At 69.8% G+C, this 22,478-nt stretch carries 25 protein-coding genes and 1 tRNA gene; 17 read left to right on the forward strand and 9 right to left on the reverse strand.

Annotation, left to right across the window (positions count from 1 at the left end):
* Window positions 1-16: 16 nt before the first annotated feature.
* From BM393_RS05480 to hemW, 5 genes are read left to right on the forward strand one after another with little or no spacing between them, the layout of a single operon-like run.
* Entirely contained in the window at window positions 17-985 is a 969-nt protein-coding gene (locus BM393_RS05480) for a serine/threonine-protein kinase (protein WP_058936168.1), read from the forward strand.
* Window positions 982-1,881, forward strand: a complete 900-nt coding sequence (locus tag BM393_RS05485) for a PP2C family serine/threonine-protein phosphatase (RefSeq protein ID WP_091723249.1) — start codon at window positions 982-984, stop codon at window positions 1,879-1,881. The genes BM393_RS05480 and BM393_RS05485 overlap by 4 nt, the downstream gene beginning before the upstream one ends.
* Before the next feature lie 11 nt (window positions 1,882-1,892).
* Window positions 1,893-2,627 carry a ribonuclease PH gene (rph, locus tag BM393_RS05490; protein ID WP_091723252.1) on the forward strand — a complete coding sequence of 245 codons (735 nt, stop codon included), beginning with the start codon at window positions 1,893-1,895 and terminating at the stop codon, window positions 2,625-2,627.
* A 25-nt stretch (window positions 2,628-2,652) separates the two neighbouring features.
* Window positions 2,653-3,258, forward strand: a complete 606-nt coding sequence (gene rdgB, locus BM393_RS05495) for an RdgB/HAM1 family non-canonical purine NTP pyrophosphatase (protein ID WP_091723254.1) — start codon at window positions 2,653-2,655, stop codon at window positions 3,256-3,258.
* A gap of 22 nt (window positions 3,259-3,280) precedes the next feature.
* Entirely contained in the window at window positions 3,281-4,465 is a 1,185-nt protein-coding gene (hemW, locus tag BM393_RS05500) for a radical SAM family heme chaperone HemW (protein ID WP_091725070.1), read from the forward strand.
* On the opposite strand, the gene BM393_RS05505 is transcribed toward hemW, so the two are convergent.
* Window positions 4,431-5,429 carry a LysR substrate-binding domain-containing protein gene (locus BM393_RS05505; protein ID WP_091723257.1) on the reverse strand — a complete coding sequence of 333 codons (999 nt, stop codon included), beginning with the start codon at window positions 5,427-5,429 and terminating at the stop codon, window positions 4,431-4,433. The two genes, hemW and BM393_RS05505, sit on opposite strands and share 35 nt — an antisense overlap.
* Before the next feature lie 163 nt (window positions 5,430-5,592).
* Here BM393_RS05505 and BM393_RS05510 point away from each other — a divergent pair, with 163 nt between their 5' ends.
* Window positions 5,593-6,087 (forward strand): hypothetical protein, encoded by a 495-nt coding sequence (locus BM393_RS05510; protein ID WP_141225236.1) that lies wholly within the window; start codon window positions 5,593-5,595, stop codon window positions 6,085-6,087.
* A gap of 122 nt (window positions 6,088-6,209) precedes the next feature.
* Here BM393_RS05510 and BM393_RS05515 read toward each other — a convergent pair whose 3' ends face one another.
* Genes BM393_RS05515 through BM393_RS05525 form a run of 3 tightly spaced genes read right to left on the reverse strand, consistent with a single transcriptional unit; the run spans window position 6,210 to window position 8,913 of the window.
* Window positions 6,210-7,325, reverse strand: coding sequence for a chemotaxis response regulator protein-glutamate methylesterase (locus BM393_RS05515; RefSeq protein WP_091723262.1), 1,116 nt, complete (start codon window positions 7,323-7,325; stop codon window positions 6,210-6,212).
* A gap of 37 nt (window positions 7,326-7,362) precedes the next feature.
* Entirely contained in the window at window positions 7,363-8,034 is a 672-nt protein-coding gene (gene cheD / locus BM393_RS05520) for a chemoreceptor glutamine deamidase CheD (protein WP_091723265.1), read from the reverse strand.
* 12 nt (window positions 8,035-8,046) lie between these two features.
* Window positions 8,047-8,913 (reverse strand): CheR family methyltransferase, encoded by an 867-nt coding sequence (locus BM393_RS05525; RefSeq protein WP_091723268.1) that lies wholly within the window; start codon window positions 8,911-8,913, stop codon window positions 8,047-8,049.
* A gap of 186 nt (window positions 8,914-9,099) precedes the next feature.
* Between BM393_RS05525 and BM393_RS05530 the strand changes: the two genes are divergently transcribed.
* The 4 genes from BM393_RS05530 (at window position 9,100) to BM393_RS05545 (ending at window position 11,669) form a co-directional block, all read left to right on the forward strand.
* Complete coding sequence (locus BM393_RS05530; RefSeq protein ID WP_404932442.1) at window positions 9,100-9,819, forward strand: GGDEF domain-containing protein; 720 nt, start codon at window positions 9,100-9,102, stop codon at window positions 9,817-9,819.
* A 2-nt stretch (window positions 9,820-9,821) separates the two neighbouring features.
* The gene (locus tag BM393_RS05535) at window positions 9,822-10,628 is read left to right on the forward strand and encodes a MinD/ParA family protein (RefSeq protein WP_091725074.1); all 807 of its coding nucleotides are present in this window, start codon (window positions 9,822-9,824) and stop codon (window positions 10,626-10,628) included.
* A 54-nt stretch (window positions 10,629-10,682) separates the two neighbouring features.
* Window positions 10,683-11,117, forward strand: a complete 435-nt coding sequence (locus BM393_RS05540) for a group II truncated hemoglobin (protein WP_091723270.1) — start codon at window positions 10,683-10,685, stop codon at window positions 11,115-11,117.
* 168 nt (window positions 11,118-11,285) lie between these two features.
* Complete coding sequence (locus BM393_RS05545) at window positions 11,286-11,669, forward strand: hypothetical protein (RefSeq protein ID WP_091723272.1); 384 nt, start codon at window positions 11,286-11,288, stop codon at window positions 11,667-11,669.
* Between the two features lie 67 nt (window positions 11,670-11,736).
* Here the strand turns inward: BM393_RS05545 and BM393_RS05550 are convergent, their stop codons facing one another.
* Both BM393_RS05550 and radC read right to left on the reverse strand, forming a co-directional pair.
* Window positions 11,737-12,378, reverse strand: a complete 642-nt coding sequence (locus BM393_RS05550) for a Smr/MutS family protein (RefSeq protein WP_091723275.1) — start codon at window positions 12,376-12,378, stop codon at window positions 11,737-11,739.
* On the reverse strand, window positions 12,375-13,043 hold the full coding sequence (gene radC / locus BM393_RS05555) for a DNA repair protein RadC (RefSeq protein ID WP_404932587.1): 669 nt from the start codon (window positions 13,041-13,043) through the stop codon (window positions 12,375-12,377). Before radC ends, BM393_RS05550 begins: the two co-directional genes overlap by 4 nt.
* Window positions 13,044-13,197: 154 nt before the next feature.
* Between radC and BM393_RS05560 the strand changes: the two genes are divergently transcribed.
* From BM393_RS05560 to BM393_RS05575, 4 genes are all read left to right on the forward strand, one after another.
* Window positions 13,198-13,644: a peptidylprolyl isomerase gene (locus tag BM393_RS05560; RefSeq protein ID WP_091723279.1), complete on the forward strand. Its 447-nt coding sequence runs from the start codon at window positions 13,198-13,200 to the stop codon at window positions 13,642-13,644.
* A complete protein-coding gene (ispH, locus tag BM393_RS05565; protein WP_255489468.1) occupies window positions 13,644-14,621 on the forward strand; it encodes a 4-hydroxy-3-methylbut-2-enyl diphosphate reductase in 978 nt (325 codons plus the stop codon). The genes BM393_RS05560 and ispH overlap by 1 nt, the downstream gene beginning before the upstream one ends.
* A gap of 129 nt (window positions 14,622-14,750) precedes the next feature.
* Window positions 14,751-16,046, forward strand: coding sequence for a serine--tRNA ligase (serS, locus tag BM393_RS05570; RefSeq protein WP_091723282.1), 1,296 nt, complete (start codon window positions 14,751-14,753; stop codon window positions 16,044-16,046).
* Window positions 16,047-16,163: 117 nt separating this feature from the next.
* Window positions 16,164-16,254: transfer RNA gene (locus BM393_RS05575), tRNA-Ser, on the forward strand.
* A gap of 146 nt (window positions 16,255-16,400) precedes the next feature.
* Here the strand turns inward: BM393_RS05575 and BM393_RS05580 are convergent.
* Window positions 16,401-16,814: a response regulator gene (locus BM393_RS05580; protein WP_175538196.1), complete on the reverse strand. Its 414-nt coding sequence runs from the start codon at window positions 16,812-16,814 to the stop codon at window positions 16,401-16,403.
* A gap of 146 nt (window positions 16,815-16,960) precedes the next feature.
* Between BM393_RS05580 and BM393_RS05585 the strand changes: the two genes are divergently transcribed.
* From BM393_RS05585 to BM393_RS05595, 3 genes are all read left to right on the forward strand, one after another.
* On the forward strand, window positions 16,961-18,370 hold the full coding sequence (locus BM393_RS05585) for an FAD-containing oxidoreductase (RefSeq protein WP_254783217.1): 1,410 nt from the start codon (window positions 16,961-16,963) through the stop codon (window positions 18,368-18,370).
* Between the two features lie 84 nt (window positions 18,371-18,454).
* On the forward strand, window positions 18,455-19,309 hold the full coding sequence (locus BM393_RS05590; RefSeq protein WP_091723288.1) for a glycosyltransferase: 855 nt from the start codon (window positions 18,455-18,457) through the stop codon (window positions 19,307-19,309).
* 137 nt (window positions 19,310-19,446) lie between these two features.
* On the forward strand, window positions 19,447-19,875 hold the full coding sequence (locus tag BM393_RS05595) for a hypothetical protein (RefSeq protein WP_091723291.1): 429 nt from the start codon (window positions 19,447-19,449) through the stop codon (window positions 19,873-19,875).
* A 102-nt stretch (window positions 19,876-19,977) separates the two neighbouring features.
* Here BM393_RS05595 and BM393_RS05600 read toward each other — a convergent pair whose 3' ends face one another.
* Window positions 19,978-20,910, reverse strand: coding sequence for a DMT family transporter (locus tag BM393_RS05600; protein ID WP_091723294.1), 933 nt, complete (start codon window positions 20,908-20,910; stop codon window positions 19,978-19,980).
* Between the two features lie 11 nt (window positions 20,911-20,921).
* Window positions 20,922-22,457: an efflux transporter outer membrane subunit gene (locus BM393_RS05605; protein WP_254783218.1), complete on the reverse strand. Its 1,536-nt coding sequence runs from the start codon at window positions 22,455-22,457 to the stop codon at window positions 20,922-20,924.
* Window positions 22,458-22,478: the final 21 nt, after the last annotated feature.

The raw sequence follows: 22,478 nt of genomic DNA on the forward strand, positions 1-22,478 counted from the left end.
AATCGAAACCGCGATTATGTCAAAGCCGAAACCGGCGCCCTTGCCCGCAGGCACGGTGGTGGGGGGCTATCAGATCATCAAAAAGCTGGCTGCGGGTGGATTCGGCGTCGTGTATTTGGCCGAAGACCCCGACCATCATTTGGTGGCGCTGAAGGAATACCTCCCCTCGTCCCTTGCAGAACGATCCCCCGGCGAACTCACGCCTCGAGTGAAGCCTGAAAAGCAGCCCCTGTACCGCCTGGGGCTGCGGAGCTTTTTCGAGGAAGGCCGTTCCCTCGCGCAAATCTCGCATCCGAGCGTCGTCTCGGTGCTGAATTTCCTGCGCGAGAACGAGACCGTCTATATGGTCATGAATTACCTGCAGGGCGATACCTTGCAGGATTTCATCGTGACCGCGCGCGATTTGAAGCGCGACAAGGTGTTCCGCGAATCGACCATCCGGTCGCTCTTCGACGAAATCCTCAAAGGCCTGCGCATCGTGCACCAGCACAAGATGCTGCACCTGGACATCAAGCCGGCCAATATTTTCATCACCAACGACAACAAGGCGGTGCTGCTCGATTTCGGCGCGGCGCGCGAGGTGCTGTCCAAGGAAGGCAACTTCATCCGCCCGATGTACACGCCGGGCTTCGCCGCGCCGGAGATGTACCGCCGCGACGGCTCGCTGGGCCCGTGGACCGACATCTACGCGATCGGCGCCTGCATCTATGCGTGCATGCAGGGCTACCCGCCCAACGACGCGCCGCAGCGCCTGGAGAAGGACCGCCTGGGCCTGTCGCTCTCGCGCCTGCGCAACGTGTATTCCGACAACCTGCTCGAAGTGACCGAGTGGTGCATGTCGCTGGACCCGCTGACCCGTCCGCAGAGCGTCTTCGCGCTGCAGAAGGAACTGTCGCGCGAGACCGAGCGCCGCTACACCAAGCTCAGCTTCAGCGAGCGCCTCAAGCTGCAGCTGGAGAACCTGAAGACCGGGGCGAAGGCGTGAAGTTCTCCGTCTACCAGGTGAGCCGCCGTGGCGGCCGGGAGAAGAACGAGGACCGGATGGGGTATTGCTATACCCGCGAGGCCGGCCTCTTCGCACTGGCCGACGGCATGGGCGGTCACCCGGACGGCGAGGTCGCCGCCCACCTCGCGTTGCAGAACGTGGCCGCGCTGTTCCAGCGCGACGCGCAGCCGGTGATCAAGCAGCCCTCGCAGTTCCTCGAGACCGCCGTGCTGCTTGCCCACCAGCAGTTGCTGGCCTACGCCCAGCAGCGCGGCATGAACGACACGCCGCGCACGACCATCGTCGTCGGGCTGATGCAGCAGGGCCAGATCTGGTGGGCCCACTGCGGCGACTCGCGCATGTACCTGCTGCGCGATGCCGAGCTGATCGCCCGCACCCGGGACCATTCCTACAGCGAGCTGCAGGAGGCGCTGGGCCGCCACGCGGCCGGCGCCGAGCGCTTCAACCGCCACGTGCTGTTCACCTGCCTGGGCAGCCCCGGCAAGCCGATGATCGACGTCAACGGCCCGGTGCTGCTGCAGAACGGCGACCGCATGCTGCTGTGCTCGGACGGGCTGTGGAGCTCGGTGAGCGACGTGGACATCCTGCGCCACCTGTCGGACAGCCGCTCGGTCGGCGACGCGGTGCCGGAGCTGGTCGAGCAGGCGCTGCGCCAGGCCGGCGCGCGCAGCGACAACGTCACCGCCCTGGCGGTGGAATGGGAAGGCGAGGGCGATGCCCCGGACTCCATCTCCACCCAGGACCTCGACGACCAGGGCTTCGCCTCCACGATCCAGGGCGCGACCCAGGACGTGCAGCTCGACGAAGCCGAGATCGATTCCGCCGTGCGCGAGATCCAGGACGCGATCCGCAAGGCCGGCAAGAAGCCCCACTGAAGGAATTCCCCATGAGCAGCACTGCCAGCCGCCCGAATGGGCGCGCGGCCGACGCCCTGCGTCCGGTCCGCATCACCCGCCACTACACCCGCCACGCCGAGGGCGCCGTGCTGATCGAGTTCGGCGACACCAAGGTGCTGTGCACCGCCTCGGTCGAGGAGAAGGTGCCGCCGCACAAGCGGGGCAGCGGCGAGGGCTGGGTCACCGCCGAGTACGGCATGCTGCCGCGCGCCACGCACACCCGCAGCGACCGCGAAGCCGCCCGTGGCAAGCAGTCCGGTCGCACGCAGGAGATCCAGCGCCTGATCGGCCGCGCGCTGCGCGCGGTGTTCGACCTGTCCAAGCTGGGTGAGCGCACGATCCAGATCGACTGCGACGTGATCCAGGCCGACGGCGGCACCCGCACCGCGGCCATCACCGGCGCCTACGTGGCCGCGCATGACGCGGTGACCTGGCTGCTGGGACAGGGCAAGATCGCCGCCTCGCCGCTCAAGGACGCGGTGGCCGCCATCTCCGTGGGCATCCACGAGGGCCGGGCGCTGCTGGACCTCGAGTACGTCGAGGACTCCGCCTGCGACACCGACATGAATGTGGTCATGACCGGCGCGGGACACTTCGTCGAGCTGCAGGGCACCGCCGAGGGCGTGGCCTTCACCCGCGCCGAGGTCGACGTGCTGCTGAACCTGGCCGAGAAGGGCATCCGCGAGCTGCTCGTCGCGCAGCGCGAGGCGCTCGGCCTGAAGTAAACCCCGTTCCCGATTGGAGCAAGCGATGAAGTTGGTCCTGGCCTCCAACAATGCGAAGAAGCTGAAGGAACTGCAGGCGCTGTTCGAGCCGCTGGGCATCGAGCTCGTCACGCAGGGCAGCCTCGGCATCCCGGAGGCGGAAGAGCCCTTCCACACCTTCGTCGAGAACGCGCTGACCAAGGCGCGCCACGCCGCCAAGGCCAGCGGCCTGCCGGCGCTGGCCGACGACTCGGGCCTGGCGGTCGAGGCGCTGGGCGGCATGCCCGGCGTGCTGTCGGCGCGTTACGCGACGCTGTTCGGTCGCGAGAAGAGTGATGCCGAGAACAACCGCGTGCTGCTCGAGAAGCTCGATGGCGTCGAGGATCGGCGCGCGCGCTTCGTCTGCGCGCTGGTGGCGGTGCGCTCGGCCGACGACCCCGAGCCGCTGATCGCGCTGGGCCGCTGGCAGGGCGAGATCCTGCGCGCCGAGGAAGGCGAGGGCGGCTTCGGCTACGACCCGCTGCTGTTCATTCCCGAGCTCGGCCAGAGCGTCGCGGCGCTGGGCGCCGAGGCCAAGAACCGGCTGAGCCATCGCGCGCTCGCGTCGCAGGACCTGCTGCGCCAGATGCGCGAGAGCTGGCACCTGGGCTGATCCCGTGGCCGACATCATCCGCATGATGCGGCCCGGCACGCTGACGCTGTCGGCGCTGCCGCCGCTGTCGCTGTACGTGCACCTGCCGTGGTGCATCCGCAAGTGCCCGTACTGCGACTTCAACTCGCACGAGTACCGCGACGGGCGCGAGCTTGATGTCGACACCGCGCGCGCCTACCTGGCCGCGCTGCGGGCCGACCTGGAAGCCGCGCTGCCGCTGGTCTGGGGCCGGCCGGTGGTGTCGGTCTTCATCGGCGGCGGCACGCCCAGCCTCTTCGCGCCGGAGCAGATCGCCGAGCTGATCTCCGACCTGCGCGCCCGGCTGCCGCTGGAGCCGGGCTGCGAGATCACGATGGAGGCCAATCCCGGCACCTTCGAGACGGACCGCTTCGCCGGGTTCGCGCAGGCGGGCGTGACGCGGCTGTCCATCGGCGTGCAGAGCTTCGACGACCGCAAGCTGCAGGCGCTGGGCCGCATCCACAGCGGCACGCAGGCGCGCGCCGCGATCGCCGAGGCCGCGCGGTCCTTCGGGACCTTCAACATCGACCTGATGTACGCGCTGCCGGAGCAGACGCTGGCCGAGCTCGACGAGGACCTGGGCACCGCGTTGGCCTTCGATCCGCCGCACCTGTCCGTCTACCACCTGACGATCGAGCCGAACACGCGTTTCGCGAATGCGCCGCCCGAGCACCTGCCCGATCCGGACGTGGCCAGCGACATGCTGGACCTCATCACCGCGCGCACCGGCGCCCAGGGCATGCAGCGCTACGAGGTCTCGGCCTACGCGCGGGACGGTCACCGCTGCACGCACAACACCAACTACTGGCAGTTCGGCGACTACCTCGGCATCGGTGCCGGCGCCCATACCAAGCTGAGCTTCGCGCACCGCCTCCTGCGCCAGGTGCGCTGGCGCGATCCGGCAACCTTCATGCAGAAGGCGGCCGAAGGCCAGGCCGTGTCCAACGAGCACGAGGTCGCGCGCTCGGAACTGCCCTTCGAATTCATGCTCAATGCGCTGCGCCTGCGCGAGGGCGTGACGATGCAGAGCTTCCTCGAGCGCACCGGCCTGCCGCCGTCCGCGATCGCCCAGGCGATGGCACAGGGTCGCGCGAAAGGCCTGCTGGATCCCGATCCGGCGGTGATCCGCGCCACCCCGCGCGGCTTCGACTTCCTCAGCGATCTGCAGGCGCTGTTCCTGGCATCGTGATCGCGTCGCCGCGCGGCGGCGCGGCCGCGGTCATCCGGCCGGTCGACAGGCAGGTCGTGGCGCCGTCGAGCGCCGCGCGCGACTGCGCCGTCTCCTCGTGCAGCCACGCGACGAAGGCCCGTACCGCGGGCTCCTCGCGCGACTTCGGCGTGTAGACGATGTGGTAGCGCTGCGGCTCCTTGAGCATCGCCTGCCGCGGCGCGACGCGCACCAGCCGGCCGTCGAGCAGCGCGTCCGCCGCCAGCAGCTCGCGCGTCAGGCCCACGCCCATGCCCTGTTCGGCGGCCTGCAGCAGGATGCCGAAGTCATTGAAGATCGCCACCGGCAGCACCTGGCGCCGCAGCCCGGCCTGCGCGAACCAGTCCTCCCACTGCGACGCGTCGCCCAGCAGCGGCGCCTGCGCGAGCGCCTCCAGCGGCTGCCCGATCAGCTGATGGGCCAGCGCCGGTGACGCGACCGGCAGCATCGACAAGTCGAACAGCGGCTCGCTGTCGAGTCCCGGCCACGGGCCGAGGCCCTGTCGCAACGCGAGGTCGAATTTCTCCCGCTCCAGGTCGACGAGCCGCGCGGTCGCTTCGATCTCGATCGTGACTTCCGGGTGGCGCGCGTGCCAGCGGCCCAGCCGCGGCAACAACCAGCGCTGCGCGAAGGAGGGCAGCACCGTCACGCGCAGGCTGCGCTGCTCGATGCCATGCGCCGCGGTGGCCGCGCGCAGGCCCTGGTCCAGCTCCTGGTAGGCGCGCTCGACGCCGCGCAGCAGCGCCGCGCCGGCGGCGTTCAGCACCACGCGCCGGCCCTGCCGGTCGAAGACATCGAAGCCCAGCTGCGTCTCCAGCGCGCGGATCTGCTGGCTCACCGCGCTGTGCGTCAGGTTGAGCTCCTCTGAGGCCGCGCGCAGGTTCTGGTGCAGCGCGGCCGCCCGGAAGGCGGCGAGGTACTGGAGCGGCAGGCGAGGGAGTCGCATCGGAAGGGTCCTTGGTCAGGCGGCGGGCGGGGCGACTGTAGCGACTTCCTGGAAAGTTTGGCTGCACAAGGAGGCAAGGATATAGCGTTTGGAGCGTGCTGGTTGGGCACCTAGGATTACCAGCATTCACACCCGACCAACCCCGATGAACGAAGGAACGACCATGAACGAGCCCGACATCAGCCCCCGTTTCCCGACTGCCTTTGCCGCTCGCTCGCCGGCCTGTTCACCCACTGCCGCGCCGGTCCGCGCCGCGCATCAGGCCGTCGCCCGAGCCGCCTCGTCCTGCGCGGCCGCCCTGGCCGCCAGCGGCCGACCGGCCCGACTCACGCCGGAACTGCCGTGCTACGCCTATTCCCCCTGGACGCGCTTCCCGGTGATCGGTCCGGCGCTGACGGTGCTGATCGCGATCGTCTCGGCGCTGGCGCTGGTCTCGAACGCCAACGCCTTCAATGACGTCAATGCTGAACTGCAGATCACCGCGCGCGAGCAGCGGCTGGCCAAGCAGGAGGCGCAGCAGCAGGCCCGCGCGCAGGCCGAGCGCCGGGCCTTGCTGGTCGCGGCGGGCAATGACCGCGCGACGGCGGTGACGGGGACCGCCCGGGCGCTGCCCGTCGCGGACCGGACGGACGACGCGAAGCCCGGACGCGGCCGGTGAGGCCGGGCGCAGCGGGATTGACCTCCGCCGGCCTGCCGTGAGCGGCAAAGGCAATGCAAACGGGCGCCTCGTCGGCGCCCGTTGGGCCGTCGCTGCCCGCATCCGTCAAAGCGTCAAACGCGTCAAACCCGGTTCAGCGACATGCCCGCGGTGCTGCGCAGCCGCTCGATCAGCCGGGTGGCGATCTGGTGCAGCGGCAGCACCTCGTCGGCGGCGCCGGCGTTGATCGCCTCGCGCGGCATGCCGAAGACGACGCAGGTCGCCTCATCCTGGACGAAGTTGTAGGAGCCGGCGTCCTTCATCGTCTTCATCGCCTTGGCGCCATCGGCGCCCATGCCGGTGAGCATGATGCCCAGCGCGTTCTGGCCGACCACGCGCGCCGCCGAGTTGAACAGCACCTCCACCGACGGCTTGTGCCGGTTGACCGGATCGCCGTCCTGCACGCGCGCGATGTAGTTGGCGCCCGAGCGCTCCACGCTGAAGTGCATGCCCCCCGGCGCGATGTAGCCGTGGCCCGGCAGGATGCGCTCGCCGTCCTGCGCTTCCTTGACGCGGATCTTGCACAGCCCGTCCAGCCGCGCCGCGTAGCTGCGGGTGAAGCCCGGCGGCATGTGCTGCGTGATGCAGACCGCGGGGCAGTCCGCCGGCAGGTTGATCAGCACGTCCTTGGTCGCCTCCGTGCCGCCGGTGGAGGCGCCGATGAAGATGATCTTCTCGGTCGACAGCCGGCCCAGGTTGGCGATCGGCGAGGCCGGCTTGAGCGGCGGCGTCGCGCCGCCGGCCGCGGCGGGGGCACCCGGCGCCGCGGCCGGCGCGGGCGCGTTCAGGCGGCGGATGTGCGCCTTGGCGGCGATGCGGATCTTGTCGGTGATGTCCTGCGCCAGCGCGCGGATGCCGTCGGCCACGCCGATCTTGGGCTTGGCCACGAAGTCCACCGCACCCAGCTCCAGCGCCTTGAGCGTGACCTCGGCGCCGCGCTCGGTCAGCGTGGACACCATCACGACCGGCATCGGCCGCAGCCGCATCAGCCGCTGCAGGAAGTCCAGGCCGTCCATCTTCGGCATCTCGACGTCCAGCGTGATCACGTCCGGGTTGAGGTTGCGGATCATCTCGCGCGCCGCGAGCGGATCGCTGGCCGCGCCGATGCACTGCATGTCGGGCTGGCGGTTGATGATCTCGGTCAGGATGCTGCGCACCAGCGCGGAATCGTCCACGACAACGACGGTGGTCTTGGCCATTGCTGCTTACTCCTCGGTACTTCCGGCCGCTGCCGTCTCAGAACAGATCGATCGAGCCGCCGGTGCTCGCCACCGGCTGGGCCCGCTGCGCGGCGGCCTTGTCCTGCTGCACCAGCGCGTCGGTGTTGGTCGGCGCCAGGCGCTTGACCATCGCCTTGCCGCTCTTCGGAAGGAAACAGACCTTGCGCGGGTACACGTCCATCACGTCCTTGGACACGATGGGGATGCGCTCCAGCTTCAGGAAGTCGATGACGAAGTTGGTGTTGCGCTCGCCGACGTTGATCGTGTTCATGCCCGAGATCACCGCGCCGCCGCCGAAGATCTTGGCCTCCATGCGGCTCTTGGCGGCGCCGCGCTTCATCATCTCGTTGATCAGCAGTTCCATCGCGAAGGAGCCGTAGCGGCCCGAGTCGCCATGCCCCTCGGGCAGCATGAAGTGGTTCATGCCGCCGATCTGCGCGTGGCGGTCCCACAGGCAGGCGGCGATGCACGATCCCAGCGTCGTCATCACCAGCAGGTCGTCGTTGTCGACGAAGTACTCGCCGGGCAGGACCTTGACCGCGGCGTTCTTGAAGTGCGCGTCGTAGAAGAAGAACGAGGCCTCGCCATTCTTGCGGGACACCGTCTTGAGCTGGGCCACGCGCGCCGCGCCGGCGCTGGCCAGCGCCGCGCTTTGCTGCATCGCGGAGGAGGCGGAAGGCAGGGTCATGGGGGTGTTCCGTTAAACGCGTTCGTAGATCGTCTTGCCGCGCAGGCGGAAGAGATCGCGGGAATCGGTGAAGTTCTCGGAATGCCCGACGAACAGCAGCCCGCCCGGACGCATCACCTTGTGGATGCGCTCCAGCACCTTGCGCTGCGTCGGCGCATCGAAATAGATCATGACGTTGCGGCAGAACACGACGTGGAAGGGATCGCCCAGCGACCACGAGGTGTGCATGAGGTTCAGCGTCCTGAACTCGATCATCTTGGCCAGTTCGGGCTTGACGCGGATGCGGCCCTCGTTGGCGCCGGTGCCGCGCAGGAAGAACTGCTTGAGCCGCTGCGGCGAGAGCCCGCGCGATTCGGCCGCGTAGACGCCGCGACGCGCGGTGTTGAGCACGTTGGTGTCGATGTCGCTGGAGATGATCTGCACGCCGGAGCTCGGGCCCAGCGACTCCTGGCAGGTCATCGCGATGGAGTAGGGCTCCTCGCCGGTGGAGGCGGCGCAGCACCAGATGCGGATCGGCTTGCCGGTCAGCGCCTTGAGGTCGTCGTTGAGCGAGACGAAGTGGTGGTCCTCGCGGAAGAACGAGGTCAGGTTGGTGGTCAGGCAGTTCACGAACTCCTGCCACTCCTGGTCGCCTTGCGGGCCGCTGACGCCCTCCAGCCATTGGAGGTAGTCGGCGAAGCTGCGATGGCCGGTGTCGCGCAGCCGGCGCGACAGCCGGCTGTAGACCATCGCATGCTTGCCGTCGTGCAGCGAGATGCCGGCGTGCTGGTAGATCAGCTGGCGCACGCGTTCGAAGTCGGCGCGGCTGAAGCTGAACTCGTGATCGATCGCCTCGACCGGGGACGGGGCCGCGAACGAGACCGGTTGACCTGGGCGCATGAGGCTGTTTGGACTTCTTCGAAGGTGAGATGCCGTAGCACCGGATGGCCGCCATTGTCGGCAATCGTTAGTTTGATTGTGTTTGGTCTCTTTGATCTGTGAAAGAGGTGGGGGGAACCCCTCATTTCTGCACGCTCATTAGAGGGGGAAGCCGCTAGACTGCGCCGGAAATTGCCCCTTCCCACCTTGGACGCACCGCACAGTCTCATTGCCGCGCACCAGCTGCGCCTGGATCTGGCCCTGCAGCTGCTGCAGCAGGCCGGCGCGATGCTGCCCGACGCCGAGCCCTATTCGGAGCCGTGGCTGCAAGGCATCGTCGACGCGCTGTGCGACCTCTCGAGCAAGGACGCGCTGACCGGCCTGGTCAACCGCCGCAGCTTCGAGATGGCGCTGGGGCGCGAGGTCGATCGGGTGGCGCGTTCCGGCGAACCGGCGCTGCTGCTGATGCTGGACATCGACCACTTCAAGGCGGTCAACGACCAGCACGGCCACGCGGCCGGCGACCTGGTGATCCGCGCGGTCGCGCAGTCGATCGCGCAGACGGTGCGTCCGATGGACACGGTGGCGCGGATCGGTGGCGAGGAGTTCGCCATCATCCTGCCCAACTGCCCGACCTCGTTCGGCGTGGTCGTGGCCGAGCGCATCCGGCAACGGGTGCAGGCGCTGGCCATCAGCCTGGGCGGCGGCCAGCCGCCGCTGACCTGCACGATCAGCATCGGCGGGGCGTTCGCGCCGCAGTGGGTGCGCTCGTCGACGCTGATCTGGACGGAGCGGGCCGACCGCCAGCTCTACCGTGCCAAGGCCGAGGGCCGCAATCGCGCCTGCCTGGAGAGCCATGTGGACTCGCTGGTGAGCGCCGAGGAAAAGGGCATGTTGTTCGCCGTAACGCAACAGGATAGTGAATGAGCATGACAACAGCTCCTGCTGCACCCCAGGCCCGCGGAGGCGCTCGCACCTTGGCCATCACGAGCGGCAAGGGCGGCGTGGGCAAGACCTTCGTCACCGCCAACCTGGCGGCGGCCCTGGCCGCGCGCGGCGAGCGCGTGCTGGTGCTGGACGCCGACCTCGGCCTGGCCAATCTCGATGTGGTGCTGAACCTGCATCCCAAGCTCACGCTGCACGACGTCTTCACCGAGCGCTGCACCCTGGATCAGGCCATCCTGCCGGCGCCCGGTGGCTTCCATGTGTTGCTGGCGGGCTCGGGCATGGTGGAGTATTCGCGGCTCACGCCCGACGTGCGGGACAAGCTGCTGCACATCCTCGAGGTGGTGCGGCCGCGCTTCGACTACGTGCTGCTGGACACCGGCGCGGGCATCTCCGACGTGGTGCTGTTCGCCGTCTCGATGGCGCATGACGTGCTGGTCGTCGCGACGCCGGAGCCGACCTCGCTCACGGACGCGTACGCCACCATCAAGGTGCTGGCGACGCAGCAGGAGCGCCGCCAGGTGCGGCTCATCCTGAACCAGGCCAACCGGCCGGGCGAGGGCAAGCTGATCTGCGGCCAGCTGCAGCAGGTGCTGCAGCGCTTCGTCGGCCCGACGCCGGGCCAGACCTTCAAGCTGGAACTGCTCGGCGAGGTCAAGAACGATCCGATGGTCCGGCAGGCGGTGCTCAAGCGCCAGCTGCTGCTGGAGCATTACCCCGGCTGCGACGCGGCGCAGGGCATCCGCGGGCTGGCCGCGAAGTTGCTGGAACAATCGGCCGGACATCCCTGAACCTTTCCCGCTTCCAGCGCCCCTTTTCAGCGCTCCTTTCAGCGCCCCTCCCCGATGTCCGATTCCCCCGAGACCGGTGCCGCCGATGGCACCGCAGTCCCCCCGACGGCTGCGCCCGCCACCCCCTTCGAGTGGGTCGGCGGCGAGGACGCCGTGCGGCGATTGGTCGACCGCTTCTACGACCTGATGGACCTGGAGCCGCGCTTCGCGCAGCTGCGCGCGATCCATCCGACGACGCTGGACGGCTCGCGCGACAAGCTGTTCTGGTTCCTGTGCGGCTGGCTCGGCGGTCCGGACCACTTCGTCGAACGCTTCGGACACCCGAGGCTGCGCGCGCGCCACATGCCTTATCGCATCGGCATCGCCGAGCGCGACCAGTGGATGGCCGCCATGACGCAGGCGATGGCCGAGTGCGAACTCGACGTCGAGCTGCAGCGGCGGCTGGCCGCCTCCTTCGCCCACACGGCGGACTGGATGCGCAACGTCTGAGGCCGCGCCGGTCGGCGCCGCGTGGCGCTAATGACGGTCCGGTTCGCTTGCCGGCGGGCCGAAATGATGTAAACGGCGCGACCAGCGTGCATATCTGACACCGACGCCGGCCACGACGGGCTGGCGGTGAACACGGCGCGGGCGGCTTCGTCTACTGTCGCGTCCATCATGTCCACGCTGTTCCACGACGATGAGGTCGGCATCGAAGCCAATCCCGACCTGATGCATGTCCGGATCGACGACGGCCGCCTGTGGCTGTCCGAAGACGCCCGGGAAGACATCGAGGTCTGCGCCGGCTTCTGCCCGGACACGGACAGCCCGATGCAGATGCTCAACTTCCTGCGCGCCGCCTGCGTCCGCCTGCAGCACGTCGACATGGACGGCGAGGACGCCGAGCACGCCTTCATGTCCTTCTGCGTGCTCAAGGGCCTGGAGCACGCGATCGAGACCCACTGGCAGGGCGCCGATTCGGTCGGCGAGTTCCGTCCCGAGCGCCTGCTGATGGCCTTCACCACGCCGGTCTCGCCTTACAGCAGCTTGATGCTGCACTGACCGCGGCGGCGCTCCGCCGCCCGGAATCCCCCACAGGAACGAAGCGCCGGCCACGGCGCGCCGACCCTCAGGTCGCGTTCAGCAGGACCATCAGCGCTCCGGCCCCGCCGTCGCTGGCGCGGGCCTGCACGAAGGCCAGCACTTCCTGCTTCTGCACCAGCCAGCGCCGCACCCGCGCCTTGAGCACGGGCTCGCGCCCGGGCGAGCCGTTGCCCTTGCCATGCACGACGCGCACGCAGCGCAGGCCGCGCCGGGCGCTGTCGTGGATGAACTGGCCCAGGGCCTCGCGGGCCTGGTCGCGCCGCAGGCCATGCAGGTCGATCTGCGCCTGCAGCGCCCAGTGGCCCCGTCTGAGCTTGCGCACCGACTCGGCTGAGATCTCCGGCCGGCGGAAGGACAGCGTCTCGTCGGTCTCCAGCAGCGAGTCCACGTCGAAGTCGTCCGACAGCGCCTGTTGCCAGGCTCTCTGCTCGTCGAGTTCGCGCTGGCGCGGCTCGGGCTCGGGCCGGCCGTGGCGCAGGATCGCGCGGTTCGAATCTGGCAGCGGCACGACCGGGCCGACGGTGAGCTCGAAGACGCGGGCCTCCTGCTCGCGCAGCCGCGCCAGCGCGGCCTCGCGCTCGCGGCGTTCCTCTTCCGCGCGTTGGCGGAGCTTCAGTTCTCGGTGCAGCGTCTGCAGGTCTTGCAGGCTGCGCAGTCGGTCGGTCACAGCAGGCCCAGGTCGGTCATCGAAGCGGGCTGGCCCGCGCCGACGATGAAGTGGTCCAGCACCTTCACGTCGACCAGGGCCAGCGACTCGATCATCGCGCGCGTCAGCTGGACGTCCTGCGGCGATGGATCGGTGCGGCCCGAGGGGTGGTTGTGCACCAGGACGACGGCGGCGGCGTCCAGGGTCAGCGCGCGCTTCACCACCTCCCGGGGATAGGCAATGGTATGGGAAAGGGTGCCGTGGAACAGCGTCTCCAGGGCGATCAGCCGATGCTGGATGTCGAGGAACATCACGGCGAAGCACTCGGCGCGGCGGGCGTCGTACTCGAGCCGCAGGTAGTCGCGCACCGCCTGGGCGGACTCGAAGACCGGCCCGTCGGCCAGCGCGTCGCGGAACGCGCGCCGGGCGATCTCCAGCACCGCCAGCAGCGCGGCGCGTTTGGCCGGCCCCAGGCCTTTGATGCCGGCCAGCGCGGCGGCGGGTTCGCGCAGCAGCCCGCGGAAGCCGCCGCACTCGTCCAGCACGTCGCACGACAGGCGCAGGACGGAGCGGCCCGGCAGGCCGGTGCGCAGCAGGATGGCGAGCAGCTCGGCGTCGGCCAGGGCGGACGGGCCCAGGGCGACGAGTTTCTCCCGCGGGCGCGTCTCGGGCGGCAGGGCGGCGATGGCGGAGCCGGCGCGGCCGGCGGAAGAGGCGGCACCGGCGGCACCGGTGGACAGGGAGGAAGACACGGCGAGAACGGTCATGGCGGGACTCGGAGGAAGGACCACGGCGCTCCAGCCTAAAATCGCGCCTCGTTTCCCAAAATCCCCCTGACTAGTGAACCTCGTTCAACCAGGATCCTTCCTGACCCTGCATTACCGGCTGAGCGGGCCGGACGGCCAGGACCTGATCAACACCTTCGCCGACAAGCTGCCGGCCACGCTGACGCTGGGCGCCGGCGAGCTCGCGCCCGCGATCGAGGCCCGGCTGATCGGCCTGGCCGAGGGCACGCACACCCGCGTCGAACTGGCGCCCGGCGAGGCCTTCGGCGAGCGCAACCCGGAGCTGCTGCAGCGCGTCAAGCGCAGCCTGATGCGCGAACTGGGCGATCCGGACGAGCAGTACCACGTCGGGGACGTCGTGCAGTTCCCGACGCCGGACGGGCAGGGGCAGTACGCCGGTGTCGTGCGCGAACTCGGCGAGGACTGGCTGTTGTTCGACTTCAACCACCCGTTGGCGGGACAGCCCGTCAGCTTCGAGGTGCAGCTGATCGGGGTGCTGTGATGACGGACGTGACCATGGACAAGGACATCGTGCTGGCGGAGCCTCGCGGCTTCTGCGCCGGTGTGGACCGCGCGATCGAGATCGTCGAGCGCGCGCTGAAGAAGTTCGGCGCGCCGATCTACGTGCGGCACGAGATCGTGCACAACACCTATGTCGTCAACGACCTCAAGGCCAAGGGCGCGATCTTCATCGAGGACCTGGCCGAGGTGCCTCCGGGCGCGACGCTGGTGTTCTCGGCGCACGGCGTCAGCCAGGCGGTGCGCAAGGAGGCCCAGCAGCGCGGCTTCCAGGTCTTCGACGCCACCTGCCCGCTGGTGACCAAGGTCCATGTCGAGGTGGCCAAGCTGCATCGCGAGGGCTACGAGTTCATCATGATCGGCCACAAGGGCCACCCCGAGGTCGAGGGCACGATGGGCCAGCTCAGCGACGGGATCTACCTGGTCGAGGAGGCGTCGGACGTGCCGCACGTGCGGGTCAAGGACCCGTCGAAGCTGGCGGTGGTGACGCAGACGACGCTGAGCGTGGACGACGCGGCCGAGATCCTCGCCGCCGTGAAGCGGCATTTCCCGCAGGTCCGCGAGCCGAAGAAGCAGGACATCTGCTACGCCACGCAGAACCGCCAGGACGCGGTGAAAGTGCTGGCGCCGCAGGTGGACGTGGTGGTCGTGGTGGGCAGCCCCACCAGCTCCAACAGCAATCGCCTGCGCGAACTGGCCGAGCGTCTGGGCACGCCGGCCTACATGGTCGACGCCGCCGAGGACGTGCGGGGCGAGTGGCTCGACGGCCGCTCCAAGGTCGGACTGACGGCGGGCGCCTCGGCGCCGGACGTGCTGGTCCAGGCCGTGATCGCGCGGCTGCGCGAACTGGGCGCGACGACGGTGCGCACGCTGCCGGGCGTCGAGGAACACGTGCGCTTCCCGCTGCCGATGGGGCTGGGCGACAAGTCGATGGCCGAGGTCACCAGCGATCGATCTTGATCGCCGCGGCCGGTCCCCGCGCGGGGCCGCCGCCTGACTCTCCGCTGACCTTCCTGAACCGACTCCCCCATTCGAGCGCCGGTGCTCCCCCATAGGACCGCCACTGGCGCAGGACACGAAAGACACACCATGCTGGACATCACCCTGCTGCGCAAGGACCTGGACGCCGTCATCGAGCGCCTGCAGCTGCGCAAGAACCCGCAACCCTTCCTGGACGTCGAGCGCTTCAAGGCGCTGGAGGCCGACCGCAAGCAGGTGCAGACCCGCACCGAGGAGCTGCAGGCCAAGCGCAACCAGCTGTCCAAGCAGGTCGGCATGCTGAAGGGCAAGGGTGAGGACGCCAGCGCCGTGATGGCCGAGGTGGGCGGCATCGCCGACGAGCTCAAGGCGGGCGCGGACAAGCTGGAGCTGATCCAGCAGGAACTGAACGGCATGCTGATGGGCGTGCCCAACCTGCCGCACGCCAGCGTGCCGGCCGGCGCGGACGAGACCGGCAACGTCGAGGTGCGCCGCTGGGGCACGCCGCGGAGCTTCGATTTCCCGGTCAAGGACCACGTCGACCTCGGCGCGCCGCTGGGCCTGGACTTCGAGACCGGCGCGAAGCTGTCGGGATCGCGCTTCGCGTTCCTGAAGGGGCCGGCGGCCCGGCTGCACCGAGCGCTGGCGCAGTTCATGCTGGACGTGCAGACGACCGAGCACGGCTACACCGAGTGCTACACGCCCTACATCGTCAACCGCGAGATCCTGGAGGGCACCGGCCAGCTGCCCAAGTTCAAGGAGGACATGTTCTGGGTGCTGCGCGGCGGCGACGACGAGCAGCAGGAGCAGTACCTGATCTCGACCTCGGAGATCTCGCTGACCAACACCGTGCGCGAGAGCGTGCTGAAGGCCGAGGACCTGCCGGTGAAGCTGACGGCGCACAGCCCGTGCTTCCGCTCGGAAGCGGGTTCGGCGGGGCGCGACACGCGCGGTCTCATCCGCCAGCACCAGTTCGACAAGGTCGAGATGGTGCGCATCGAGCAGCCCGAGCGCAGCATGGAGGCGCTCGAGGAGATGACCGGCCACGCCGAGGCGGTGCTGCGCAAGCTCGGCCTGCCGTACCGCACCGTGCTGCTGTGCGCCGGCGACATGGGCTTCGGCTCGACCAAGACCTACGACCTCGAGGTGTGGGTGCCGGCGCAGAACACCTATCGCGAGATCAGCTCCTGCTCGAACATGGGCGACTTCCAGGCCCGCCGCATGCAGGCGCGCTTCAAGAACGCGCAGGGCAAGAACGAGCTGGTCCACACCCTGAACGGCTCGGGCCTGGCGGTGGGGCGGACGCTGGTGGCGGTGCTGGAGAACTACCAGCAGGCCGACGGCAGCGTCGCCGTGCCGGAGGTGCTGCAGCCCTACCTGGGCGGGCTGACGGTCCTGAAGGGCTGAGGCGGGGCGGAGCCGCGGCGGCGTTCGCACAATCTCCAAAGACTTGTTGCCAAGGCTCGGAAAACCTCGCTATACTCTTAGGCTTACTCGCTGACAACCACGGTGAGCACCGAATCAGGAGAGGTGGCAGAGTGGTTGAATGTACCTGACTCGAAATCAGGCGTACGGTAACCCCGTACCGGGGGTTCGAATCCCCCCCTCTCCGCCAAGATGCTTGTGAATCAAGCAATTAGAAAACCCGCCTTGAGCGGGTTTTCTTTTTGGTCGGGCGAAATCCTGAAAACTCCGGGGCCAGTTTGTCGGAGCGCCGGCGCGAGGGATTGAATCACTCGATCATCACGCGCGCGCTGGCGTTCAACGCAAATGCAGCGAGCCCAGCGTCATCGGCCGGCTGGCGGCGAGGCGGGGCGCCTCGGCCAGCATGTTGAGGTCGGTGAGGAAGCGCTCGAACTCGCGCCCCTTGTCGTAGAAGGCGTTCGCGCCGTTCTGCACGCACAGCGGGGCGTAGATCTCCGCCTCGCGGTTGCTGAGGACCAGGATGGTCCCGCCGAAACCGGCCATGCGGAGCTTGCGCAACACCTCCAGCCCCGATCCCGAAGCCAGTGCCAGGTCCAGCACGACCACGTGCGGCCGCGTCAGGCCGACCGTGCACAGCGCTTCGGCCTCCGTCGCGGCGATGCCGACCACCGACAGGAAGGGCTGCTCCTTCAGCGCCGCCAGCAGGTGCTTGCGCACCAGCGGCGAGTCTTCGACGACAACGACTTTCATGATGGTGTCAATTTTGCGCTTTTCGAATTGACAAAAACATGTGGGAAACCGAGGGGGTGCGGGCGCACGTGAATTTGTGGAGCGCTCAGCCCCCATTCAGGGGGCGGTGGCAGACTCCGCGACGGTCCTCTTCCAGGAGCATTGCCGTGAGCCTTTCCCCTGAGACCTTCGACGCGATCGTCATCGGCGCCGGCCAGGCCGGCCCGGCGCTGGCCGAGCGGATGTCGCAAGCCGGCTGGCGGGTCGCCGTCATCGAGCGCTCGCGCGTCGGCGGCACCTGCGTGAATACCGGCTGCATCCCGACCAAGGCGATGGTCGCCAGCGCGCATGCCGCCTGGGTCGTGCGCGAGGCCGCACGCTGGGGCGTGCGCCCGCCGGAGCGCTTCGGCGTGGACCTGCCCGCGGTGGTCGCGCGCAAGGACCGCATCTCCGGCCAGTCGCGCCGCAATGTCGAGCAGTGGCTGCGCGGCATGGCGAACGTGGAACTGGTCATGGGCCACGCGCGCTTCGTCGATCCCCACACGATCACCGTCGGCGAGCGCCGGCTGAAGGCCGACCGCTTCTTCCTCAATGTCGGCGGCCGGCCGGCGCAGCCCGGCGTCGAGGGCCTGGACGCGGTGCCCTGGCTCACCAACGCGTCGATCATGGCGCTCGAGGAACTGCCTCGGCATCTGGTGGTCGTCGGCGGCAGCTACATCGGGCTGGAGTTCGCGCAGATGTTCCGGCGCTTCGGTTCGGCGGTCACCGTCGTGCAGCGGGGGCCGCGATTGGTCCCGCGGGAGGACGCCGACGTGGCCGAGGCGCTGCGCGGGATCCTGGAGCGGGAAGGGCTGACGATCCGCACCGGCGCCGAATGCGTGAAGCTCGCGCCGGCCGACGAAGGCGTCGCCGTGCGGGTGAACTGCCAGACCGGCGAGCCGGAGGTCCGCGGCAGCCACGTGCTGATCGCGACGGGTCGCCGGCCCAACACCGACGACCTCGGCCTGGACCAGGCCGGCGTGCGCGTGGACGAGCGCGGTCATGTCGTCGTCGACGACCGGCTGCGCAGCAGCGTGCCGCACATCTGGGCGCTCGGGGACTGCAACGGCCGCGGCGCCTTCACCCACACCGCCTGGAACGACTTCGAAGTGGCCGCGGCCAACCTCTTCGACGGCGCCGACCGTGGCATCGGCGATCGGGTCGTGACCTATGCGCTGTACACCGACCCGCCCCTCGCGCGCATCGGCCTGAGCGAGCGCGAGGTGCGCGCGAGCGGTCGTGCGGCGTTGATCGGCACGCGGCCGATGACGCGGGTGGGCCGGGCGATCGAGAAGGGCGAGACCGAAGGTTTCATCAAGCTGCTGGTCGACGCGGGTTCGAAGGCGATCCTCGGCGCGACGGTGCTCGGCGTCGATGGCGACGAGGCGGTGCAGTCGCTGCTCGATGTCATCGCGTCGAAGCGGCCGTACACCGAGGTGACGGCCGGTGGCGTGCGCATCCATCCCACCGTCAGCGAGTTGCTGCCGACGGTGCTGCAGTCGCTGAAGCCCTTGCCGCCCGCGACTGAGCCGGACTGAGCCGGGCTGAGCCGCGCCGCGCTCGCGGGTATGGGGTTTGCCAATCGGGGGAAAACCGCGACTGGCGGTTGTGAAAGGCCGCCGATGAACCGTCCCGCCGCTCGCCGTCCCGGCACGATCCCCGCGCTGCCCGCCGCTCCCTTGGCGGCGTCGGCCGGCGCTGGGGCGACGTCGCAGGCGGTGCATGTGGTCGAGGTCGTCGGCGCCGTGCCGCCGGACGAGGCGAACGAGGACGCCCCCTCGGGCCTGGCCTCCGCCGCCGACCGGCTCGGCGCGACCGAACTGGTGGAGCGCCTGCTCGAGCGCCTGGGTCCGGACGATGGCCTGCGCTTCACCGTCGTGTGTCCCGCCGACGGTGCGTTCGCGGAACGGATGCGCAGCCGGGGCGCCGAGGTCGTGATCGTCGCGATGCCCGACGACCCGCCCTGGCACGCGATCCAGGTGCTGGTGGGGCTGATCCGGAATCGGCAGGCGGACGTGCTGCACGCGCATTTGCCGAACGCTCACCGGCTGGCCGGTCTGGCGGGCGGCATCACGCGCACGCCGGTGCTCAGCTCGGTGCAGGGGTCCCAGCTGGACATGCCCGACCTCGAAGTGCACCGGCTGATCGCGAGCCAGCTCAGCGTTGTCAGCGAGGCCAGCTATTTCCATGCGCTGGGGCTGGGCATCGCGCAGGAGCGCATCAGCCTCGAGCCCTTCGACGCGCAGGCGGACGAGGACGCGATGGCTGCCAGCCTCGACGCGCTGGGCGAGCGCCTGCGCGGCGTCGCGGCGCAGGCGGCGGTTGCCGGGTCCCGCGGCGCGGCGCAGGCGCGCGCGCTCACGCAGCCGCTGACGCCCGAGCCGGTGCCCGCGACGACGGCGGGCGCGCCGGCGGTGCGGGCGGTGCTCGATGAACTCGTGCCGGGCAGGACGCGGACGGTGGTCCGCGACCGTTGACCCGGCCGCGCCGAGGCGCGCGGGCATCGGGATTGCCGGTCAATTCGTGCAAGGACGGCCCGTCGATCCGCGATGCGACGCGGGTTCGCGACCGTTCCCGGCAAGACCTCGACCCTCAGCTTCCAAGGAGATCCACCATGAACTCACGTTCCAAGATCACCACCGTGGCGATGGCGATCGCGCTGGCGTCCGGCGTCAGCTTCCTGCATGCACAGAGCGGCGGCCAGGGCGGCAGCTCGGGCTCGGTCGGCGCCCGCGACCAGACCCAGGATCCGCTGTCCAACAACAATGATCAGAACAAGGCGCCGCCCGCGACCCCCGCGGCCAACCCGAGCACCGGCCAGCCCGCGACGACCAACGACTGGCGCAACAGCCAGCCGGCCACCGGCAGCGACTACAACGGCAACAACACGACGACCGACCAGCGGCAGGACCCGAGCGTGAGAACGCCGACGCAGCCGATGAACCAGGGCAGCACGTCGACCATGGGCAGCGACACGTCGAGCACCGACATGTCGACGAACAGCTCCGACAGCAACCTGCCGGCGCGCGCCGACCGCAACTGATTCCGCTGTCATCACCACCCCGCAGGCGACCCACGGGTCGCCTTTTTCCTTGCTGCAAATGCAGCGGGCGAGGCGCTGCCGAGCGACCCGCCGCCGGCCGCTTCAGCGGGCCCTTCGCGCGAGCCACACGCCGATCGCGACCAGCGCCATGCCCGCCATCGCCGGCCCGCTCAGCGTCTCGCCGAACAGGGCCCAGGCGATCAGCGCGGTGGTCGGCGGCGTCAGGTAGAAGAGGCTCGCGACGTTGACCGCGCTGCCGCGGCGGATCAGCAGGTTCAGCAGGCTGACCGCGCCCAGCGACAGCACCACCACCAGCCAGCCCAGCGCGAAGATGAACTGGCCGGTCCAGCGCACCTGCATCGTCTCGGTCGCGACCGCGATCGCGGCGGTCACCAGCAGGCTGGGCACGAACTGGATGATCGAGCCGGTGCGCAGGTCGAAGGAGGGGCAGAACTTCTTCTGGTAGAGCGTGCCGGCGGTGATGCCGACCAGCGCGACCACGGCGGGCAGCAGCATCGTCACCAGCGCGCCGCCCGGGACCGCGGCCACCTTCTGCGCCACGACCAGCCCGACGCCGAGAAAGCCCATCGCCAGCCCCAGCCATTGCAGGCGGTCGATGCGCTCGCCGAGGAAGGCGCGCGCGCCCAGCGCGGTCACCAGCGGCTGCAGGCCAACGACCAGTGCGGTGATGCCGGCCGGCAGCCCGTGCGAGATGGCGGTGAAGACGCCGCCGAGGTAGACGCCATGGACCAGCAGGCCGGTCACCGCGATGTGGCCGCAGGCGGCGGCCGAGCGCGGCCACGGCGCGCGCAACAGCAGGACCACCGGCAGCATCAGCACGATCACCGCGGCGTAGCGCCAGGCGAGGAAGGTCAGCGGCTCCGCGTCGGGCAGGCCGAACTTGGCGCCGATGAAGCCGGTGCTCCAGACGGCGACGAAGAGCAGCGGCAGCAGCTCGTTGATCGAATGGGCGCGTGCGGCACCGGACGGGGACGGCGTGGGGGAGGGCGAGGGCGATGCGGAGGGCGGGCTCATGGGCCCCGATGCTACCGAGCCGCGATGGCGGCCGGCGCGTCCCAACCGCCGCCAAACGCCCGGAAGGCGGCGACCGCCGCCCGCGCGTGCGCCGCGTCGAGCTGCGCCAGCTGGTCGCGTGCCCCGAGCAGCAGCCGGTCTTCCTCCAGCACCTCGATCAGGCTGGCGGCGCCGCCCTTGTAGGCGTCCTCGGCCGCGTCACGTGCAAGCTGATGGGCGCGGACCTCCTCCGTCAGATCGCCGCGCTGCTGCTCCAGCTCGGACAGGCTGACGATGGCGTTCTCGACATCCTCGGTGGCGCGCAGCATGCGCAGCCGCACTTGCGCGAGCGCCTCGGCCCGCGCGCCACGGGCCTGCGCGACCTCGGCGTCGACGCGGCCGAAGTCGAACAGCCGCCAGTGCAACCCGAGCAGCGCCTGCGGCTGGAAGGCCGCCGCCGACAGCAGCCCGCCATTCAGGCTCGATGCGCCGAGCACGCCGCCGAGCGTCAGGCGCGGGTAGTACTCGGCCGTGGCGACGCCGATGCGCGCCTGGCTCGCGTCGAGCTGGCGCTCCGCGGCGATGACATCGGGGCGGCGGCGCATCAGCGCCGCAGGAGTGAGGTCCGCGGGCAGCGACGGCACGCGGTAGGTGGATGAACGCGTCGCGGCCGGCGCGGCAGCGCGCGGCGCCTCGGGCGTGTCCGCGATCAGCTTCGCCGCGTAGGTGCCGGCCTGCTCGCCCATCAACACGTCCAGGCGATGCAGCTGCTGCGACAGCTCGGTGCGCAGCGGTGGCAGCGTGCCGCGCGCCTGCAGCTGCAGCGCCTGGGCTTGCGCGACTTCGCGCTGCGCCGCCAGGCCGCCGTTGAAGCGGTCCTCGATCAGCCGCAGCAGCTGCGACTGGTTGCGCAGATGCGCCTCGGCGACGGCGATGCGAGCCTGCGCGCCGCGTACGCGGAAGTAGGCATCGGCCGCTTCGGCCGCGACGGTCACGCGTGCGCCCATGCGCGCGGCCTCGGCGGCCTGCCATTCGGCGATCGCGGCCGTCTCGCCCTGGCGCAGGTCGCCGGCAAGATCCGCTTCCCAACTCGCGCCGATGCCGAGCGTCTGCAGCGTCTGCTCGCGCTCGTAGCCGGGAAAGCCGCGCGCGAGCTGGCCTTCAGGGCTCTTCAGCGATTGGCGCTGATGCAGCAGCTGGCCTTGCAGCACGCCTTGCGGCAGGCGACTCGCGCCGGCGCCTTGTGCCGCGGCGCGCGCCTGCTCGGCGCGGGCCAGCGCGATGGCGAGGTCCAGGTTCTGGTCGAGCGCGCGCTGGACGATGGCGCTCAATGCGGGATCGTCGAAGCCTTGCCACCAGGTGGCCAGCGCCGCAGGCGAGTCGCCGGTCTGGCGTTGCGAGATCAGCGCCTGGCCGGCGAACTGCTCGTCGAGCTCGCGGGGGCGGCCGGCCGGATCGGCCATCGGCGCGCAAGCGGCAAGCGCAGCCGCCAGCATGGCGCTCAGCGCCAGATTCAGCGAAGCGGCGCGCCGTGGCAGGCGGGCAGCGGAGGACAGCGGGAGCGTCATGGTGGAACTCCAGGAAGTGCG

The sequence above is a fragment of the Mitsuaria sp. PDC51 genome, from assembly GCF_900113225.1.
Lineage (GTDB): Bacteria > Pseudomonadota > Gammaproteobacteria > Burkholderiales > Burkholderiaceae_C > Roseateles.

Excerpts from the sequence above, each read along its gene's own strand:
- BM393_RS05480 (WP_058936168.1), top strand. The coding sequence starts at position 17 with ATGTCAAAGCCGAAACCGGCGCCCTTGCCCGCAGGCACGGTGGTGGGG.
- rph (WP_091723252.1), top strand. The coding sequence starts at position 1,893 with ATGAGCAGCACTGCCAGCCGCCCGAATGGGCGCGCGGCCGACGCCCTG.
- rdgB (WP_091723254.1), top strand. The coding sequence starts at position 2,653 with ATGAAGTTGGTCCTGGCCTCCAACAATGCGAAGAAGCTGAAGGAACTG.
- hemW (WP_091725070.1), top strand. The coding sequence starts at position 3,281 with ATGATGCGGCCCGGCACGCTGACGCTGTCGGCGCTGCCGCCGCTGTCG.
- BM393_RS05505 (WP_091723257.1), bottom strand. The coding sequence starts at position 5,429 with ATGCGACTCCCTCGCCTGCCGCTCCAGTACCTCGCCGCCTTCCGGGCG.
- BM393_RS05510 (WP_141225236.1), top strand. The coding sequence starts at position 5,593 with ATGAACGAGCCCGACATCAGCCCCCGTTTCCCGACTGCCTTTGCCGCT.
- BM393_RS05515 (WP_091723262.1), bottom strand. The coding sequence starts at position 7,325 with ATGGCCAAGACCACCGTCGTTGTCGTGGACGATTCCGCGCTGGTGCGC.
- cheD (WP_091723265.1), bottom strand. The coding sequence starts at position 8,034 with ATGACCCTGCCTTCCGCCTCCTCCGCGATGCAGCAAAGCGCGGCGCTG.
- BM393_RS05525 (WP_091723268.1), bottom strand. The coding sequence starts at position 8,913 with ATGCGCCCAGGTCAACCGGTCTCGTTCGCGGCCCCGTCCCCGGTCGAG.
- BM393_RS05535 (WP_091725074.1), top strand. The coding sequence starts at position 9,822 with ATGACAACAGCTCCTGCTGCACCCCAGGCCCGCGGAGGCGCTCGCACC.
- BM393_RS05540 (WP_091723270.1), top strand. The coding sequence starts at position 10,683 with ATGTCCGATTCCCCCGAGACCGGTGCCGCCGATGGCACCGCAGTCCCC.
- BM393_RS05545 (WP_091723272.1), top strand. The coding sequence starts at position 11,286 with ATGTCCACGCTGTTCCACGACGATGAGGTCGGCATCGAAGCCAATCCC.
- ispH (WP_255489468.1), top strand. The coding sequence starts at position 13,644 with ATGACGGACGTGACCATGGACAAGGACATCGTGCTGGCGGAGCCTCGC.
- serS (WP_091723282.1), top strand. The coding sequence starts at position 14,751 with ATGCTGGACATCACCCTGCTGCGCAAGGACCTGGACGCCGTCATCGAG.
- BM393_RS05580 (WP_175538196.1), bottom strand. The coding sequence starts at position 16,814 with ATGAAAGTCGTTGTCGTCGAAGACTCGCCGCTGGTGCGCAAGCACCTG.
- BM393_RS05590 (WP_091723288.1), top strand. The coding sequence starts at position 18,455 with ATGAACCGTCCCGCCGCTCGCCGTCCCGGCACGATCCCCGCGCTGCCC.
- BM393_RS05595 (WP_091723291.1), top strand. The coding sequence starts at position 19,447 with ATGAACTCACGTTCCAAGATCACCACCGTGGCGATGGCGATCGCGCTG.
- BM393_RS05600 (WP_091723294.1), bottom strand. The coding sequence starts at position 20,910 with ATGAGCCCGCCCTCCGCATCGCCCTCGCCCTCCCCCACGCCGTCCCCG.
- BM393_RS05605 (WP_254783218.1), bottom strand. The coding sequence starts at position 22,457 with ATGACGCTCCCGCTGTCCTCCGCTGCCCGCCTGCCACGGCGCGCCGCT.